This is a genomic window from Dyadobacter sp. 22481, assembly GCF_052044875.1.
Taxonomy (GTDB): domain Bacteria; phylum Bacteroidota; class Bacteroidia; order Cytophagales; family Spirosomataceae; genus Dyadobacter; species Dyadobacter endophyticus.
This window is the reverse complement of the sequence record NZ_JBQENV010000002.1, coordinates 51,533-69,927: the sequence shown is the minus strand read 5'-3', so window position 1 is coordinate 69,927 and position 18,395 is coordinate 51,533. Positions and strand designations below refer to the sequence as shown.

At 48.2% G+C, this 18,395-nt stretch carries 14 protein-coding genes; all 14 read left to right on the top strand.

All coding sequences use genetic code 11. From position 1 onward, the window contains the following. Positions 1 to 61: 61 nt before the first annotated feature. A complete protein-coding gene (locus tag ACTJJJ_RS10420) occupies positions 62 to 3,247 on the top strand; it encodes a sialate O-acetylesterase (RefSeq protein WP_440701743.1) in 3,186 nt (1,061 codons plus the stop codon). A 256-nt stretch (positions 3,248 to 3,503) separates the two neighbouring features. Then, on the top strand, positions 3,504 to 3,977 hold the full coding sequence (locus tag ACTJJJ_RS10415; protein WP_440701742.1) for an integrase core domain-containing protein: 474 nt from the start codon (positions 3,504 to 3,506) through the stop codon (positions 3,975 to 3,977). Between the two features lie 501 nt (positions 3,978 to 4,478). Next, a complete protein-coding gene (locus ACTJJJ_RS10410) occupies positions 4,479 to 5,597 on the top strand; it encodes a T9SS type A sorting domain-containing protein (protein ID WP_426292579.1) in 1,119 nt (372 codons plus the stop codon). A gap of 22 nt (positions 5,598 to 5,619) precedes the next feature. Next, positions 5,620 to 7,167 (top strand): T9SS type A sorting domain-containing protein, encoded by a 1,548-nt coding sequence (locus tag ACTJJJ_RS10405; RefSeq protein ID WP_426292578.1) that lies wholly within the window; start codon positions 5,620 to 5,622, stop codon positions 7,165 to 7,167. A 688-nt stretch (positions 7,168 to 7,855) separates the two neighbouring features. Next, the gene (locus ACTJJJ_RS10400) at positions 7,856 to 9,841 is read left to right on the top strand and encodes a sialate O-acetylesterase (protein ID WP_426292577.1); all 1,986 of its coding nucleotides are present in this window, start codon (positions 7,856 to 7,858) and stop codon (positions 9,839 to 9,841) included. Between the two features lie 196 nt (positions 9,842 to 10,037). Continuing rightward, complete coding sequence (locus ACTJJJ_RS10395; protein ID WP_090375516.1) at positions 10,038 to 10,412, top strand: NADH-quinone oxidoreductase subunit A; 375 nt, start codon at positions 10,038 to 10,040, stop codon at positions 10,410 to 10,412. Between the two features lie 27 nt (positions 10,413 to 10,439). Next, positions 10,440 to 10,982 (top strand): NADH-quinone oxidoreductase subunit B, encoded by a 543-nt coding sequence (locus ACTJJJ_RS10390; protein ID WP_090375519.1) that lies wholly within the window; start codon positions 10,440 to 10,442, stop codon positions 10,980 to 10,982. Positions 10,983 to 10,988: 6 nt separating this feature from the next. Then, positions 10,989 to 11,489 (top strand): NADH-quinone oxidoreductase subunit C, encoded by a 501-nt coding sequence (locus tag ACTJJJ_RS10385; RefSeq protein ID WP_090375522.1) that lies wholly within the window; start codon positions 10,989 to 10,991, stop codon positions 11,487 to 11,489. A gap of 18 nt (positions 11,490 to 11,507) precedes the next feature. Next, a complete protein-coding gene (nuoD, locus tag ACTJJJ_RS10380; RefSeq protein ID WP_188938972.1) occupies positions 11,508 to 12,734 on the top strand; it encodes an NADH dehydrogenase (quinone) subunit D in 1,227 nt (408 codons plus the stop codon). A 24-nt stretch (positions 12,735 to 12,758) separates the two neighbouring features. Further along, positions 12,759 to 13,256, top strand: coding sequence for an NADH-quinone oxidoreductase subunit NuoE (gene nuoE, locus ACTJJJ_RS10375; protein WP_188938973.1), 498 nt, complete (start codon positions 12,759 to 12,761; stop codon positions 13,254 to 13,256). A 30-nt stretch (positions 13,257 to 13,286) separates the two neighbouring features. Further along, positions 13,287 to 14,627: an NADH-quinone oxidoreductase subunit NuoF gene (gene nuoF, locus ACTJJJ_RS10370; RefSeq protein WP_188938974.1), complete on the top strand. Its 1,341-nt coding sequence runs from the start codon at positions 13,287 to 13,289 to the stop codon at positions 14,625 to 14,627. Continuing rightward, positions 14,627 to 16,144 carry an ArnT family glycosyltransferase gene (locus tag ACTJJJ_RS10365; protein ID WP_440701741.1) on the top strand — a complete coding sequence of 506 codons (1,518 nt, stop codon included), beginning with the start codon at positions 14,627 to 14,629 and terminating at the stop codon, positions 16,142 to 16,144. The genes nuoF and ACTJJJ_RS10365 overlap by 1 nt, the downstream gene beginning before the upstream one ends. 17 nt (positions 16,145 to 16,161) lie before the next feature. Next, entirely contained in the window at positions 16,162 to 17,277 is a 1,116-nt protein-coding gene (locus tag ACTJJJ_RS10360; protein WP_426292574.1) for a 2Fe-2S iron-sulfur cluster-binding protein, read from the top strand. A 38-nt stretch (positions 17,278 to 17,315) separates the two neighbouring features. Further along, positions 17,316 to 18,395, top strand: coding sequence for an NADH-quinone oxidoreductase subunit NuoH (nuoH, locus tag ACTJJJ_RS10355; protein WP_188938977.1), 1,080 nt, complete (start codon positions 17,316 to 17,318; stop codon positions 18,393 to 18,395).

Sequence of the window (18,395 nt, the reverse complement as noted above, 5' to 3'; positions counted from 1 at the left end):
AGGCAACCTTTCGATGCAAATTGTGTGTCCAAGTAGTTATTTCAAAGAATTTACAGTCACCATGAGACACTATCTACCATATTTGTATTGGGTAGTATTTAGCATTCTTTCTTTCACCGCACACGGACAAGTCAGCATCGACTTTCCTTCCGATCGCATCGTAATCCAACGTGATAAGGCTAACAACGCAAATATTAACATTGCAGGCACCTATACGAAATCCATCGATCGTGTGGAAGCCAAAATTTCGGCACTCGCACCTAACCAGGGTATCGACAGAGACTGGACACCCCTCGTTGACGCCAGCGTTCAAGGCGGCTTCTTCTCGGGATACATCACAGCCCAGGGTGGCTGGTACCGGTTGGAAGTAAGAGGTTGGAAGGGCAATCAGCTTGTGGACACCAAAACAGTAGATCACGTAGGGGTCGGCGAAGTGTTCCTTATTGCCGGGCAGTCCAACGCACAGGGATTTAGTGCACCGAGGTTTAACAACCAGGGCGCCCAGGACGACCGCGTCAATTCCATCGACAACTACGAAACAGGCGACTACCCGTTCGAGTTGCCGGAACGTCCAAAGTTCCATCATATTGATGCCCAAAGCAGCATTTCTCCCCGCGGTCCCGCTGCATGGTGTTGGGGACGCCTGGGCGATCGCCTCGCAGCCCGACTAAATGTTCCGATTCTTTTTTTCAATACAGGCTGGGAGGGAATGGCCTCGCGCAATTGGAGCCAAAGCATCACTGGGCCGACCCAATCGGTCTACGCCGCCGTTTGGGTTAAGCCGGACGGCATGCCTTACGGAAACCTCCGCAATGTCATTCAACGCTATACGCCGATTACCGGCCTACGTGCAGTATTATGGCTTCAAGGCGAGGCTGACAATTTTGCGGACACCCCTACTGACAGGTATTTCAATGAGCTGAAAGCTGTCATTGAAACCAGCCGCAATGAGTCAGGAAGGAATATTTCCTGGATGGTTTCCATTACTTCTTATGACGATCAACACGGCGACGATGTGAACGTTACAAACGGTCAAAGACAGATCATCAGTAGCGTACCAAATGTCTTCGAGGGCCCCAATACCGATCTCATTCAGGTTCCCCGTGTTGGTGCTCCTGACGATGGTGTTCACTTTTGGGGCGATGGTCTTACTCGGCTTGGCGACGCCTGGTCCAACTCTCTTACAGACGATTTCTTCTCAAGGTCGGAGCCGTATCAGGCTCAGAGACCCCTCCAGATTACAGCGAGCTGTGCGGGAAATGGTAATATAACCCTTACTGCCGATCTTGTCGGTCTGAATTCTTTTAGCTGGAACAACGGACAATCTTCCAACAGCATTGTTGTAGGTAACGGGACTTATTACGTGAAAGCACGTGATGATAAGGGCAATTACATTTTCTCGCCCGAAATCCGTGTAAATGAGCAAATTCAGCCTAATCAGCCTACGGTAACGATCGAAGGAAGTAATCCTGTATGTATCGGCAACACAGCGACATTGGTATCGAACACTTCCGAAAATGCTGTATGGAACACCGGTGCCACAGGCGACAGGCTTCCGGTAACCGCTGGCGGTGAATATTTCGTTACAGTCAAAAATATTTATGGCTGCGAGGCTGCTTCTCAAAAAGTGAGTATGCAGGTCCTCAATTCACCTCTTCCCGACAAACCGAAGATCACTGCTTCCGGGGTGCTTACCTTCTGCCAGGGCGGCGAGGTGAACCTTACGTCGGATTCGAAAGTGAAAAGTGTATGGTCTAATGGTGCCAACAATGCTACGATTACGGTGGTCAGCTCGGGCGACTACCGGGTAAGGGCGCTCGATGCAGTCGGTTGCTTCTCCCCCGAATCAGATGCTGTCACTGTGAAAGTGAACCCACTACCGGCTAAGCCTACCATTGCACTGAGCGGAGAAACTACATTTTGCGACGGCGGTAATGTTACCATGACTTCAAGTTATGAATCCGGAAATATCTGGAGTACCAATGCCACTACCAAATCCATAGCAGTACTTACCACCGGAAAATTCACATTGAAGCAAAGGGATGCCAACGGTTGCGAATCGACCTCCGACGAGGTAAACGTAAAAGTGAACCCGCTTCCCGCAACTCCTGTCATTACCTCCCTGCGCCCGACCACTTTCTGCGAACGCGACTATACCACATTGCGCAGCAGCGAGGCATATTCCTACCTTTGGAGCAATGGCTCGACCAACCGTGAGATCGAACTGCGGGCGTCGGGCAATTTTACAATTTCAGCGAAGGACGAAAACGGTTGCATTTCACCTGTTTCTCCGGTGGTTGCTGTCGTTGTGAACCCGCTGCCGCCTACCCCGGTCATCACCGCCGATGGTCCCACTACGTTTTGCGCCGACCTGAGTGTTAACCTGACTTCAACCGGTGCCGCGGGTTATTTGTGGAGCAACGGCATATCCTCGCAAACCCTGAAAGTGACGCTCGCCGGAACCTATTCGGTACAGACCATTAATCAGTTTCAGTGCTACTCAGATCCGAGTAACCAAATTTCTACGCAAACCCTCGCGCTCCCGCCCGCACCAGTGGTAACGGCACGGCAGGCTACTACTTTCTGCGACGGCGACACCATTGTACTGAAAGCTGCTAATGGGAATGCGTTTTATTGGAATAACGGTCTTGAAGGTGATAGCATCGAGGTATTCGCAACGGGCGAATATTCTGCACGTATCCAGGACCAGCAAGGATGTTATTCTCCGTATTCTGCATCCTTGCCTGTGGACGTGAAGCCCTCTCCGACCGCGCCGGTAATCCGGAAAACAGGGGTCTACACGTTGTTCGCAGAGAATAACCTCAATGCAGGTGACCACGTCTGGAAATACAATAATTCAGAACTGACGGAAACCAGCGCGACATTGAAAGCCGTGAAGGCAGGTAACTACGTCGTCAACAATACGATCGTTTACAGTCCGACACTTACCTGTTACTCCGACTTCTCGGAACCGTTCCTGTTCTACCTCGATCCCAGCAACCCGGGTTTCGTTGCTTACCCTAACCCGAACACGTCGGAAAAGCTAACAGTGGAGACATTCGCCGATCTGGTGAATGCAGATGTTCAGATCATCGATAGTCGCGGGGTCATTCACCGCACTTTCCGTGTTCCAAAATTCGATAGTCCGAAATATTTCAACCTGACAGGCCTGTCGAGCGGGATGTACATTATCCGCGTCAACTCATCTGTATTGAATGCGACTCAGAAGCTGGTAATAGTAAGATAAATAAACAGGCTTGCCAAACAATAGAAAAGACGAAGCGCTATCAGTTATACGCTTCGTCTTTTTGCATTCTAGGAACGTGTTTGGGAATTATTTTTTTGCGACACGCAATAATCACGTAACCATCTATTGAATCTCGGCGAGAAGTGCCCACGCAACCGAAGAAGATGCTGTGTACTCGTAGTCTAGCGCGGAGCACCGACTGGGACGGTTGGGCGCATAAAGGATAAACAAGATGTGAACGGCACTTAGTAGCGGTATGGATTTAACCCAGGATGCGCTCTTCAGCAGGGAACGACTCAGGGTGCCAACCGCGGTAAAATCTGCCCAGACTATTTCCAGGAGAACCAAAGCGAGAAATGTTTTTGCCGAACTGAGTCGAATCTGTTTAATGAAAGGCTGTTTTCCAGAGCGAATACAATATGACAATGGGAGCGAATTTATTTCGAAAGAGATGGACTTATGGGCATATTCCAATAGTGTTACGCTTGACTTCTCAAGACCCGGAAAGCCGACAGACAATCCCTATGTTGAATCATTTAATGGGAAATTCCGAGATGAATGCCTTTCCGTCAATTGGTTCTTATCGCTGGACGACGCCAGAGAAAAAATCGAGGACTTTCAATGGGAATACAATCACTTCAGGCCGCACAGTGCTCTGAATGATTTAACCCCAAAGGAATTTGTTAATTTACATCAAGAAACACCGGAAACTCTACTTTCAACCGTCTGAAAACCTGGGAGGGGCTCAGAAACACCGGAAACTCTAATTCAAACCGTCTCATAATCCGGGAGGGGCTCACTCAAGCAAACTTGAACCATCGACATGGAACTTAAAAAATCCATTTAATAATTCATTTATTCAAAGGAAACTTTCTTTGGAAATTTAATAATCTGTTTAGAATCCAGAGATATCACCTTTCAACTTCATTTTAAATCGTGTCTTGTTAATCCATTTGCTGAGACCGAGCAACATGGCTGTTATTCTTGAAATTGAAAGTCCTTCTCTTTGCTAATGCCAAATCAAAAATATTTTGTCTTGGCATTAGCAAATTTCCGGGAAGCTATCGTCGTATAACTTAAATGGATAATTGAGCTATTGTTAAAATAAATAAACATTAATATTGCAATTGTAACCAAAAGTTAAATTATTTGCATCATAAAGTCTGGATAGTTTCTCACCTACCTACTATTACCTTTTCATCAAATCTTTACCATCATTTATTATATTTTTATGGGCAAACTAATACCTAATTTGCTGGAACGGCTCTGTCGACCTGCTGTTCTTACTATGTCCCTGATGGGCGGTTTTCTGGCCTCGATTCCGGAGAATGTATCTGCACAAGGATGCTATGCACTCCGCCTGGCGGCCAACAATAAGTATCTCACGGACACTGGACCATTGCGGATGCAGGCAGCCAACAACCAGGACAATCAAGTTTTCAAACTCGAACCGGTAGGAGATTATGTAAGAATTACCCTGCAGGGGGGATCGGGGGCAGGTTACCATACCTTTACTAGGCGCTCGAATAATGCAGTCGACGCAAACTTCCTTTATAGAGGGGCCGATGAACAGCTGTGGAAGAAAAAGTGGATTGAAAATAACGGCACCGATAACTTGTACGGTTTTGTACAAAAAAATACGACCGAAGGCTTTGGCAGCACATATAACTGGGGCGACGGGGACCCTAACAGTTGGTCGGATATCAACATGGTACCGGAAAGCGACCTGAACATTTACGGCGCCAATAAGTGGATTCTAGTGCCAAAAACCTGCCCGCTTAGCTCTGGAACGTGTGACTTCAATGTAACTCTGGCGTCATCCAATTTGAGTCCACAAAGCAATACCAACTTTACCCTTACAGCCGCTTGCACCGGGAGTGGCTGTTCAAGTGTATCATATAGATGGGCAGCACAAGGTTCCGAAAGCGGGATTTACGGAAACCCCATGACTTTGAATATAGCGACCCCCGGCCCTATTGATTACACAGTTATTGCCGCCAAGACCGGCTGTATGACCAGAACAGCCCATGTTCGCGTCAACATTCAAGCAAGCGGTGGCAGAACGGGCGTGAGTGAACCGCTTGCACAAAACGAAACCAGCCGAGAATTACGGGTTTTCCCTAATCCGGGTAAAGGAGAGTTCGAGGTAGATTTTTATCTGGAAAAAGGTGAGCCGGCCGATATTACGGTGACAAGCGTCGCGGGAGAAACTATTCAAAAAAAGAGCGTCGTTGGCAAAGGGCTACATCGTGAAAAGTTCGATTTAAGTTCCAAAACTCCCGGCATGTATCTCTTCAATGTGATAAAAAGGAATCAGATAGAAGTTAAGAAAATTCTCGTCAACAAATAAATCTTTCTAAAGTGTGAATGCCATGAAAAAATCAATTGGATGTTTTGTCGCTTCTTCTGGCTTTAAGGTGGTGGTACTGGTGCTCATCGCCTACTGTAATGCTTTTGCGCAATTTACCACTAGCGGTTGTTATGAGTTTAAGCCGGTAAGCAATGCCAGCAAGCGCCTGACCAATGTCAATGGAGTACTGAAAATCCAGGATGCAAATAATTCGGACAGTCAGGTGTTCTATGTAGGAGGCCAAGCCGGGTCTTCGGGAAGCATTGCTATCTTGGCTCAGGGAACTAACTCAGGGTTTCTGTCGACTGTGGACCGCAATATCGGCACTCCCATTCACCTTATGAAGGCTTCGGACTTTCCTCCCGCGAGCCCCAACTACGGTGGGTGTTGCTCTCCAAAATGGCAAGCGCTTCCGGTTAATGACGGAAGTACAGACTCGCGATACAATATCACCAGATACCATGATAACAATTATCTGTATCCCGTTGTAGGATTTGGTGCTAACAATTGGGGAAACGGTGATCCAAATTCACCACTTACGGACATCCATTTAGCTTCAGCAGCCGATCTAAATGTCTACGGTGCGAACAAATGGTATTTAAGTCCGAAAAGTTGTCCTGCAAACTATTGTGATTTCCAACTTAATATGACGGCTTCCAACTATAATCCAGTAATAGGAACAGCTGTTACACTTAACGCAAATTGTTCTGGAAATTGCGAGGGTATCAATTATCGGTGGTCGCCGTCCGAATATAGCGGATTTGGAACATCGTTCACATTGACAGCAGGGGCAAACGGCCAGCTTGGCCCTTATCCAGTTACTGTCATCGCTACCAAGGCTGGATGTCCGACAAAAACGCAAAGCTTTAATTTAAATGTGATTCCGGCCCAGAATGGTTTCTCTCAATGTAAAGAAGCTGAGACTTCAACAGGTACTGGCGCTATTACCAGCGATCCCAATGCGTCGAATGGAGGAACACGTGGAGAGGAAAATAATTACAATCATTACGTCGACTACTCTATCACCGGTGTTCCGTTTACTGGTACTTATAATGTCACGTTACGCTACTATTCTTCCTCCGCACCTAGCGTGAATATTTCGGTATCGCAATCCGGGTTTTCACAGAATGTCAATCTTGTGAGTGGGGGAACTTGGAATATTGCATGGAAAGAGCAAACAATTCCTGTCAATTTGGTATATGGAGACAATACTATCAAAATTACAGGCATTGGAGGTGGCAGTTGCCGACAGGACAAGCTCTGCGTGAGTGGTTCTTCGAACCTGCGTATTGGTACCGAAGAAATAATCGACAATCCTGAAAACGATATGACAATTTCACCTAATCCTAACAATGGCGAATTCGAAGTAGACTTTTTCCTAGCTTCGGGTACTGAGGGCAAGTTATCTGTTGCGGATATGAAAGGCGCAGTTGTCCAGGAGAGAAGAATCACCGGAACAGGTAATCACAAGGAAAAGATTTCGCTTTTGACCAGCCCTGCTGGAACATACCTTGTCAGAATTTTGAGAGAAAATGGACAGGAGGTAAAAAAGGCGCTAGTGATCAGATAACGTTTTCACCTTAATACTTAGAAGAGTGTCCGATGGAATTCCGGGCACTCTTTTCGGTTTGACTCCACCGTCCGGCGGACATATGGTGCCATACTTCATCGGCAACTGTTGATCAGGAAAGTGTTAAATCCTCCAATTTGCGGTAGCCAGGTAGGTCAACCGTTCCGCATCCCGCTAGTGCTCGTTGATCTGGGCTTAATCTGTCCAGCGCATGCCGTGCACGGCATGCCACTTCAAAGTATCGCCAATACAGTTTAATCAACTCTTTAAGATTTGGTCGCCGCAAAGATGGAATGACCGCCATTCTTCGCATTTCCCAAATACATTTTAAAATACAGATCCATTCCGACTGAACGACGGTGGGTCCGTCCCGATTGATCAAAAAAACGGAATAGTGCTATTTTAGCGAAAATATTCCATTACATTTGTGACCATTTTGTAATTGAGCACTTTAGTAAATTTATACTTCGTTAGAGCCCAGAAAACTTTACCTGTATCAGAATTTCCAATGCATAGTAGATTTATTCTTCCGGTAGTGGCCAAAGCGTTGCTGTTGATGTGTATTTTTTCGTCAGTAGCATTTTCCCAAGAGAAATCCCCCATTAGAATTACGTCTCCTGTTTTTCAGTCTGTCTACCAACGTGACGAAGCAGGCCAGAGAGAAATTCAGGTTACTGGTATATTCACCATGCCCGTTGAAAAAATCGAGGTTAGGGCGGTACCGGTACTTCAGGGGCAAGGTGTGGAAACTCCCTGGCAAACTTTGCAAACCGCTCCCGAGGGAGGTATTTTTTCAGGAAAGATTACATTGATCGGCGGCTGGTACTCCCTGGAAGTTCGTGGTATTTCTGACGGAAAAGTAATTGGCCGCGATGTTTTATCTCGTTTTGGTGTTGGTGAGGTCTTCCTGATCGCCGGACAATCAAATGCGCAGGGCCTCAGAGCATACCGTGGGCCGTCGGCCACCGATGACCGGGTCCTTTATGTTTCGAATTACAGCAACGACACTATTGACAGACTCACCGATCCTATCCCACCAGAGTTCAGGAAAATAAATAGAGACCTTAACGTCATTGCACCACGTGGTCTGTCGGCCTGGTGCTGGGGCCTCCTCGGCGACCAGCTCGTTTCCAAACTGAACGTTCCTGTTCTGTTCATCAATACCGCCTGGGAGGGAACATCCATTGACAACTGGGCAAGCAGCGCAAAAGGCCTTACAACTAAAAACATGTATGGAGGTTTTATATATTCTCCTGAAATGCCTTACGCGAACCTTCGCATAGCTGCGCGCAATTATGCCAACCAGTATGGTTTGAGGGCCATCCTCTGGATGCAGGGCGAAACTGACGCATTATACAAGACGCCACCGGCGAATTATACACGGGATCTTCAGTTTATTATGAACCGACTCGGTTCTGATACCGGAAAACGCATTACCTGGGTAATTGCCCGTACCTCGCGTACATCGGCAGGGAGAGAAATCCAATCGAACGTGAATCCCCAGATTATTGCTGCGCAAAACGCGGTCCTTAATACACCTTTTAACCCTACCTATCCCGGCCCCGAAACCGATCCCCTCATGCCTGATCGCGGAGATGGCACGCACTTCGTCGGGAAAGACACTACGGATTACGAGGGAACCATCAGAGCACTGACTATCCTGGCTAACGCCTGGGCCGGAACACTGGACGCCAACTTCTTTTCGACCGTAACACCAGTGAATCCCGTGGTCGTACCATCGGTTACCGCTGCCTGCGTTACCGACAATAATGGCGTCACATTGACACTCCCGGCGGGCTATGCTTCGTATAAGTGGAATACCAATGAAGTTTCCAACTCTATTAAGGTCACCAAGGCCGGTACTTACCGTGCTACTTTAAAGGACGCCTCGGGCAACTCGATCCTGACACCGATCGTCATCCTGGATAACGATGCCAAACCGGCGCAGCCAAGCATTTTCCAACAAGGCCAGCAACAGGCTTGTGCGGACTCCACTTTCCAATTCTCCGTTCAGAACGACGGAGATATTTACAGCTGGTACAAAGAAGGCTCCAATACAGCTGTTGCCACCGGCGCCACTGCAAGAATCGGGGAAAGCGGCAATTATTTTGTGAAAAGCCGGAACATTTTCGGATGTACTTCTGATAATTCCACCGCCTCCGCGTTGATCATCCGTGCCAAAATCTCAAAGCCGACTATCGAACCGTCAGGACCTTTCAGCATTTCGGCCAGCATTCCCGAAGGTGGAGAACTGAACGAGAACTTTATCTGGCGACGCCCGGGCTCGGAAGGTGATACTACCGCGACCCTGCTGAAAATCCTGAAATCGGGTGTTTACACTACGAAAGCAAAAGTTACCTACACCATCGGCAGCAACAACCTGGTTTGCTACTCGGATACTGCTTCCAGAGAGTTCAAAACCAATGAACAAAACGAAGTGGTGATTTACCCGAACCCAAGCCAGGGGGCTTACATTTACATTGAGTCGCGGGACAATATCAAGGATGCTGCGATCGAACTTTTCGACATCCGTGGTAACCTGATAAAAACCACCGCACCGAGGCTGCTCAACAGCCGGATGCAGATCGATGTAGGCCTTTTGCCTACCGGTAAATACATTCTCCGTGTAACCGGCCAGGGAGAGAGCCTTACGAAACAAATTGTAATAAGATAAACATTCCTTCTTGATTAAGTACTAAATAAGCCCCGCCACAACGGGGCTTATTTAGTATGATACTAATTAGACAAAACAAAAAGGAAAGAATTTGATTGATAAATTTGCAAAGGCTAATTTTGAGAGACGGGGAGGAATGTAACCCACTGGCAACAGTTTTTAAGGTATTCCCACCCTCTGTAACCGGATCATTATAATGAAAAACGAATATCTTCCTTCGGATTATTTGCCCATCATTGTGCAATTTCTGCTCGCCGCCGGCTTCATTGGCGGCACGATGATCGTCACTCACCTCATTGGCCCCAGCCGCAAAAGCAAAAAGAAAGACGATCCGTTCGAATGTGGTATCGAGTCGGTTGGTGACGCACGGACGCCCATTTCGGTGAAGTACTTTCTCGTGGCTATTCTTTTCGTTTTGTTCGACGTCGAGGTGATTTTCATGTACCCCTGGGCTGTTAATTTCAAGGGTCTGGGAATGTTCGGGTTTGTAGAAATGTTATTGTTTATGGCCCTTTTATTGTCCGGTTTCTATTACGTGATCCGCAAGGGCGTACTGAACTGGGAGGAATAGGCTTCGAACATTGAAATTCAAAGAATTATGAAAGAAGTAAAGATAGTGGAGGCTCCGCAAGGACACAGCGGATCTGGTTTTTTTGCAACTTCATTCGACGAAGCGATCGGTCTGGCACGTAGCTACTCGCTCTGGCCATTGCCTTTTGCTACCTCATGCTGCGGGATCGAATTCATGGCCACCATGGGCGCGCATTATGATATTTCGCGTTTCGGTTCCGAGCGTCCGAGCTTCTCGCCACGGCAGGCCGATTTGCTGATGGTAATGGGAACCATCGCCAAAAAGATGGCGCCGGTTGTGAAGCAGGTATACCTTCAGATGGCCGAACCCCGCTGGGTAATGGCCGTTGGTGCTTGTGCATCGAGCGGCGGGATTTTCGATACTTACAGTGTTTTGCAGGGTATCGACCGCATTATACCCGTGGATGTATACGTACCCGGCTGCCCGCCACGCCCCGAGCAGATCATCGACGGCCTGATGCAGGTACAGTATCTGGCGCAGAATGAGAAGCTCCGCCGCCGGAACACCGACGAATACCAGGAACTATTGGCATCATATAATATTCAGTAACCCCCTATGCTTACTAACCAGGAGGTAGCCGAAGGGCTTTTGGAAAAATTCGGGGACCAGGTCTTCAACTTTGAAGAACCGTACGGGCTTTTGACACTCTCAACTACCCGCGAAGAGATTATCCCCGTCATGGAGTTCCTGAAAGACCATAAAAACTATCAGGTGATATTCCTGACCGATATTACAGGCATTCAGTATCCTGATAATGCAGGCCAGGAGTTCGTAGTGGTTTACCATATGCACAGCTTCGTGCACAACTTCCGCATTCGCATTAAAGTAGCCATTCCGGAGGCCGATATACACATTCCGACAGCGACCGGCCTCTTTGCCAGTGCCAACTGGATGGAGCGCGAAACCTACGATTTTTTTGGTATCTTGTTTGACGGGCACCCGAACCTGAAACGCATTCTGAACATCGAGGAAATGGATTATTTCCCCATGCGCAAAGAATACCCGATGGAGGATGCTACCCGTGAAGATAAAATTGACGCCCTTTTCGGCCGATGATCTATATTGAGTAAGAATATGGCAGATATTGAATTATTACCGCATAATGTCCCTTCTCACAGCGAGTTGCCCGAACTCGTAGAAGAACTGACCACCCTCAACCTCGGCCCGACCCACCCTGCTACCCACGGTATTTTCCAGAACATCCTGAAAATGGATGGCGAGAAGATCGTTTCAGGTGAGCAGACGATCGGCTATATCCACCGGGCGTTTGAGAAAATTGCCGAGAGGAGGCCATTTTACCAGATTACCACGCTGACCGACCGCATGAACTATTGCTCCTCCCCGATCAACAACCTGGGATGGCACATGACGGTAGAGAAGCTGTTGGGTGTGGAAGTGCCGAAGCGCGCGCAGTACATTCGCGTGCTCATGATGGAGCTCGCACGCATTACCGACCATATTATCTGTAACAGTATTCTCGGCGTGGATACCGGTGCATTCACCGGCTTTTTGTATGTAATGCAGAAGCGCGAGGAAGTGTACGAAATCTACGAGGAAGTATGCGGCGCACGCCTTACAACCAATATGGGTCGCCTCGGTGGCATGGAGCGTGATCTTTCGAGCACGGCTATCCGCAAGATCAAGGAGTTCATCAAATCTTTCCCGCCGGTACTCAGAGAGCTTGAAAAACTGCTCAACCGTAACCGGATTTTCATGGACCGAACCATTAATGTAGGTCCTATTTCGGCTGAAAGAGCATTATCATACGGTTTCACAGGCCCTAACTTGCGCGCTGCAGGTGTGGATTACGATGTGCGCGTGATGAACCCATATTCTTCTTACGAGGATTTTGAATTCGACGTCCCCATCGGACAGAATGGCGATACTTACGACCGCTACATGGTCCGCAACGAAGAAATGTGGCAAAGTCTCCGCATCGTGGAGCAAGCCATCAATAACCTTCCCGAAGGACCGTATTACGCCGATGCTCCCGAATATTACCTGCCTCCAAAAGACGAGGTTTACCGCAATATGGAGGCGCTTATTTACCATTTCAAAATTGTAATGGGCGAAATCGACGCACCGGCCGGCGAAGTTTACCATGCTGTGGAAGGAGGAAACGGCGAGCTGGGCTTCTATCTGATCAGCGATGGTGGCAGGGCTCCGTACCGTCTGCACTTCCGCAGGCCAAGCTTTATCTACTATCAGGCATATCCTGAAATGTGCAAAGGCTCATCACTGTCGGATGCAATCCTGACGATGAGTAGCCTGAACGTAATTGCAGGTGAACTGGACGCTTAAAGTTTGTTAAAGACCTATTTAGAAATGACCGAATCACCTAATCTGGTTGCGTTCACACCTGAACGACTTGAAACAGTAAAAGAAATTATCGCACGTTATCCGGAGGGCCGCCAAAAATCGGCTCTTTTGCCTGTTTTGCACGTTGCCCAGGAACAATGGGGCTGGCTGAGCAGTGAAGTGATGGATTACGTAGCAGGTATTCTGAAAATAGAGCCTGTGGAGGTTTATGAGGTAGCTACCTTTTACACCATGTACCACCTCGACCCGGTGGGCAAGCACGTGATCGAATATTGCCGTACAGGACCTTGCTGCCTCATGGGCGGTGAAGATGTGTACGGACATCTGAAGCAAAAACTCGGCATCGAAGCCGGTGGTACTACTGCCGATGGAAAGTTTACATTGAAAGAAGTAGAATGCCTCGCAGCATGCGGCTGGGGACCTGTTTTCCAGATCCGCGAGCAGTTCTACATGAACCTGACCAACGAGAAGGTCGACCAAATCATAGAAGATTTAAGTAAATAAGCTTTCAGGAGCTGAAAATATTATCCTCAAATGGCTAGAAAAATTTTAACGGAGCATATTAATGTCCCCGGTATCGAAACCTTCGATGTTTATCGCAAACAGGGAGGCTATACTGCCGTTGAAAAAGCTATCAAAACCATGACCCCGGAAGAGGTAGTGGAAGAAGCGAAAAAATCAGGTGTGCGCGGCAGAGGTGGTGCTGGTTTCCCGATGGGAATGAAATGGGGCTTCCTGGCCAAACCCGAAGGCGTTCCCCGTTACCTGGTGTGTAATGCCGATGAATCGGAGCCGGGTACTTTCAAGGACCACCATTTAATGAAATGCATCCCTCACCTTCTCATAGAGGGTATGATCATTTCCAGCTTTGCATTGGGCGCCAACAAGTCGTTCATTTACGTGCGCGGCGAGCTCATGTACGTGATTCGCATTCTCGAAAAAGCCATTGCCGAAGCGAAAGCACAAGGTTTTTTAGGTAAAAATATACTTGGCTCCGGCTACGACCTCGAACTGGTGGTACAGCCGGGAGGAGGTGCATACATTTGCGGTGAAGAAACCGCATTGCTCGAATCGCTTGAAGGAAAAAGAGGTAACCCGAGAAACAAGCCGCCATTTCCTGCGGTGAAAGGGCTTTACCAAAGCCCAACGGTGGTAAACAATGTGGAGTCGATCTCCAATATGCCTTGGATCATCAACAATGGCGGTGATGCTTATGCAACCATTGGTATCGGCAGGAGTACCGGTACGAAGCTGATCTCCGCATCCGGCCACATTCAAAAGCCGGGCGTTTACGAAATCGAGCTGGGAGTGAGCGTGGACGAGTTCCTTAATTCGGATGAATACTGCGGTGGTGTCCGTAAAGGTCACTACCTGAAAGCATTGGTTGCCGGCGGATCGTCTGTACCCATTCTTCCTGCGAACCTTATTACGAAAACAGCTGCCGGTGAAGATCGCCTGATGACCTACGAGTCGCTTTCGGACGGTGGTTTCGCGACAGGTACCATGCTCGGTTCAGGCGGGTTTATCGTTTTTGACGAAACAGCCTGCATCGTTCGCAATACCTGGAATTTCTCGCGTTTTTACCATCACGAATCCTGCGGACAATGCAGCCCGTGCCGCGAAGGAACAGGCTGGATGGAAAAAGTACTCCACCGCATCGAACACGGCCACGGCAGCATGCACGACATCGACCTGCTCGTTGATATTTCAAAGAAAATTGAAGGTAACACCATTTGTCCGCTTGGCGACGCCGCGGCCTGGCCCGTAGCCAGCGCGATCCGCCATTTCCGCGACGAATTTGTGTGGCATATCACCCACCCGCAGGAAGCGACTCAACCGGGTGCGGTTTATATGGGTGAAATGGTATTGGGTTGATGAATTTTAGAAGTGGCCTTGTTTGGATCAAACACAATTCGCTGTTGCTGTCGGTGTTGTTCGGCCTGCTCAGTGGAATTGCATTGCTGATCATAAAAATGCAGGCCGTTTTCAGCTATTCTCCCGACATTTCGGGGAGCGAGGCAAGCGGGATCGCCGCTATCCAGCTTTTGGTGGATGGCCAGGATATTTACACCGACCCGGAGAAAGCGCCGTTCAGGCTGACTCAGTACACACCACTATATTTTACGATCGTTACATTCCTGGTAAAGATCATGGGATGGACAGGGATTGAGGTTCACAAAATTTATGTAGCCAGTCGCCTGGTATCAAACTTTTTTACATTAACTACCGTGAGCATAGCGGGTTATTTCATTTACCGGGTCACAAAACAAAAGATCGCCGCCCTCCTTACCGGGCTGGTACTTTTTCATGTTTTGTCGTTCTGGTTCCTGACAACCTCCCGTCCCGACAGCCTTTTGGTGCTACTGACGACGCTTTTCATCGTAACGGTATATTACGCTTTCGAAAACAACGACCAGAAGCTGTGGTTTTTGGCCATTTTCATTGGCGTTTCAGCATTTTTTGTAAAACAAAGCGGCGCCATTCTCCCCATTTCGGCGGGCGTGTTCTGGCTGATACAGCGGAACTTCAAAATGGTTTTAGAACTCACCGGATTCGGGATACTGACTTTCGGCCTGTACCTCGCCATTCTTCCCATTAATACCGTTGAGCTATTCTTTCTCAACATTGTCGGCGGCGTTGCCAATTCGGCAAGCTGGGGCTGGTTTTACGATTGGACATTGCAACATTGGTTGCTCCAATTCGCTCCCCTGATGGTGCTGAATGCCCTGGTAAGCGCTTACACGATTTATTACCGTCCGACTGGCTTTTACCTTTTTCTGGTGATCGCATCCGTGCTGTTATTCCTTTTTGCGACGTCGACGGCATTCAAAATCGGTGCCGGAGTAGGTTACTACCAGGATTACCTGATCGTGGTGTTGATTCAGCTGGTTCTGTTCTTTTCAATGACGAGCGATTTGACCGGGTTGAAATCCGCTTTTATCAAATCAGGCACAGCCCTGTTCATGATTTTTATGTTCCTGCACTGCTCATTGTATGTCTTTATGAAATACAAGTCAGGCATGTTCCGTAATTTTGAAGCACTTTATATAGAAGATCGTAAAGTGGCGGCGTATTTGCGAGAACAGCAGAACCTGAAACCGGCGGAGTATGTGTATATATGCCCGGCGGAGAATTTCCAGGGATCCTTTTTGAGTTTGTTTCTATTTAAAAATAATTTGATTCCTTTCCCCGATCTGGTTTACCTTGCAGACCAGAACGGTACATTCAACTACGACGAGTTCAGGCGAATCGTTGATGAAAAAGGAATTCGTTACGTGATTTCACCAAAAGGCAAAGCTCCTGCAAACATTCTGGGCTATAACTTCGCGAATACGCTGAAATATAGCTCGACGATGGGTTCGTATGATATATACGAGGCTGAAAAGAGATAGCATAATGTATTACTGGCATGGAAGAAGTTAAACCCCAATTGTTGAAAATTACATTCGATGGCATCGAGGTCGAAGTAGAACCCGGGACTACCATTATGCAAGCGGCGCGTAAGATTGCCGAGGCAGATGACAGCCAGGGACATCTCGTTCCGCCGGCGATGTGCTACTATAAACCGCTTCCGGTTTCCGGAGGTAAATGCCGTGCGTGTCTGGTAAGGGTAGCCGCTGGTTCTGCCAAAGATCCGCGTCCTATGCCTAAGCTGGTCCCTTCCTGTATCACACAGGTTCAGGATGGAATGGTGGTGGAAAATACCACGAACCAGGCTGTACTCGACACCCGCAAGAGCATTGTAGAGTTCCTGCTGATCAACCATCCGCTCGATTGCCCAATTTGCGACCAGGCTGGTGAATGTCATTTGCAGGATTTCGCATTTGAACACGGTTCGGTAAAAACCCGTTACGAGGAAGAAAGGCGGACATTTGATAAAATCGATATCGGCCCGCACGTGCAGTTGCATATGACGCGGTGCATTCTTTGCTACCGCTGCGTATACACCGCCGACCAGATCACCAACCAACGCGTTCACGGCGTAATGAATCGTGGGGATGCTTCGGAAATCAGCACCTACATCGAAAAAGCAATCGATAACGACTTCTCCGGAAACGTGATTGACGTGTGCCCGGTTGGCGCATTGACCGATAAGACATTCCGCTTCAAAAACCGCGTATGGTTTACCAAACCGGAAGACGCGCACCGCGATTGCGACAAATGCTGCGGCAAAACGACATTGTGGTACCGCGGTGATGAAGTAATCCGCGTGACAGCCCGCAAGAATACCTGGGGCGAGGTGACGGATTTCATTTGCAATACCTGCCGTTTTGAAAAGAAAAACACCAGCGACTGGGTATTGGAAGGACCAACGAAAGTGAAACGCAGCTCGGTAATTTCCGCCAACAAATACCGCAAAGACCTCGTTGCAAAACCGGATTTCGCATTGAAACTGGCAGCGACGCAGTTCAAAAACATCGACGATTCACGGCCGTATGTGACCGATGAAGAAACGATCCGTCATCAGAGCATCGAGAATAACGACAAGGCTAACCACCGTTCACTGGCGGCCAACAATAATTAAGAGAATCAGTCAAAGCAGCCGGATAAAATTGCTTTCAAATGGATTTAGTAGAATTTTTAGTTAAAACCTCGACCATCGTTGCCGTTTTCGGACTTACCCTCGTCATCGCCATGTACTCCACATGGGCGGAACGTAAGGTAGCCGGTTTCATCCAGGACCGCAGCGGCCCGAACCGCGCTGGCTGGGGAGGATTATTGCAGCCTTTGGCCGATGCAGGGAAAATGTTCTTCAAAGAAGACTTTATCCCCGCCCTTGCCAACAAATGGCTTTTCATCGCAGGCCCAAGCTTGGCGATGCTTACTGCATTGCTAGCGAGCGCGGTAATTCCTTTCGGCAGCACATTCCGCGTTGCAGGGCACGAAGTGGCATTGCAAGGTGTGGAGTCGAACATCGGTATCCTTTACGTTTTCGGCGTTGTGGCATTGGGTGTTTACGGTATCATGGTCGGTGGCTGGGCTTCCAATAACAAATTCTCACTCCTCGGAGCGATCCGCGCGGCTTCGCAGAATATCAGTTACGAGGTAGCAATGGGTCTTTCGCTGATCGCGATCCTGATGATGAGCAGCTCGCTTTCATTGGGTGAAATCGTGGCACAGCAGCACGGTATGAATTGGAATATATTCTACCAGCCGTTGGGTTTCATCATTTTCATTACCTGCTCTTTCGCGGAATGTAACCGTGTGCCTTTCGACCTTCCTGAGTGTGAAACGGAGCTTGTAGGCGGTTACCATACGGAATACGGCAGTATGAAACTCGGTTTCTACCTCTTTGCGGAGTATATCAACATGTTCATTTCCTCGGCGATTATTTCGGTCCTGTATTTCGGCGGTTACAACTACCCGGGAATGGATTTCGTATATGAGCAGCTGGTTAAGTCTTTTGGAACTGAAACAGGCCATAACATAGCGACGTTGATAGGTACCGCTGTGTTCTTTGGAAAAGCATTGTTCTTCGTGTTCTTCTACATGTGGGTACGCTGGACGATCCCGCGTTTCCGCTACGACCAGTTGATGAACCTTGGCTGGAAAAAGCTGATCCCTCTTGCTATTTTTAACATTATTATCACTGGTGCAGCTGTGCTTTTCTTGAAGCCTGTGATCACCGCGTGGTTGAATTAA

Bases quoted from the DNA above. Each gene is read 5' to 3' on its own strand.
- ACTJJJ_RS10420 (WP_440701743.1), top strand. From the start codon at position 62: ATGAGACACTATCTACCATATTTGTATTGGGTAGTATTTAGCATTCTT.
- ACTJJJ_RS10415 (WP_440701742.1), top strand. From the start codon at position 3,504: ATGGATTTAACCCAGGATGCGCTCTTCAGCAGGGAACGACTCAGGGTG.
- ACTJJJ_RS10410 (WP_426292579.1), top strand. From the start codon at position 4,479: ATGGGCAAACTAATACCTAATTTGCTGGAACGGCTCTGTCGACCTGCT.
- ACTJJJ_RS10405 (WP_426292578.1), top strand. From the start codon at position 5,620: ATGAAAAAATCAATTGGATGTTTTGTCGCTTCTTCTGGCTTTAAGGTG.
- ACTJJJ_RS10400 (WP_426292577.1), top strand. From the start codon at position 7,856: ATGCCCGTTGAAAAAATCGAGGTTAGGGCGGTACCGGTACTTCAGGGG.
- ACTJJJ_RS10395 (WP_090375516.1), top strand. From the start codon at position 10,038: ATGAAAAACGAATATCTTCCTTCGGATTATTTGCCCATCATTGTGCAA.
- ACTJJJ_RS10390 (WP_090375519.1), top strand. From the start codon at position 10,440: ATGAAAGAAGTAAAGATAGTGGAGGCTCCGCAAGGACACAGCGGATCT.
- ACTJJJ_RS10385 (WP_090375522.1), top strand. From the start codon at position 10,989: ATGCTTACTAACCAGGAGGTAGCCGAAGGGCTTTTGGAAAAATTCGGG.
- nuoD (WP_188938972.1), top strand. From the start codon at position 11,508: ATGGCAGATATTGAATTATTACCGCATAATGTCCCTTCTCACAGCGAG.
- nuoE (WP_188938973.1), top strand. From the start codon at position 12,759: ATGACCGAATCACCTAATCTGGTTGCGTTCACACCTGAACGACTTGAA.
- nuoF (WP_188938974.1), top strand. From the start codon at position 13,287: ATGGCTAGAAAAATTTTAACGGAGCATATTAATGTCCCCGGTATCGAA.
- ACTJJJ_RS10365 (WP_440701741.1), top strand. From the start codon at position 14,627: ATGAATTTTAGAAGTGGCCTTGTTTGGATCAAACACAATTCGCTGTTG.
- ACTJJJ_RS10360 (WP_426292574.1), top strand. From the start codon at position 16,162: ATGGAAGAAGTTAAACCCCAATTGTTGAAAATTACATTCGATGGCATC.
- nuoH (WP_188938977.1), top strand. From the start codon at position 17,316: ATGGATTTAGTAGAATTTTTAGTTAAAACCTCGACCATCGTTGCCGTT.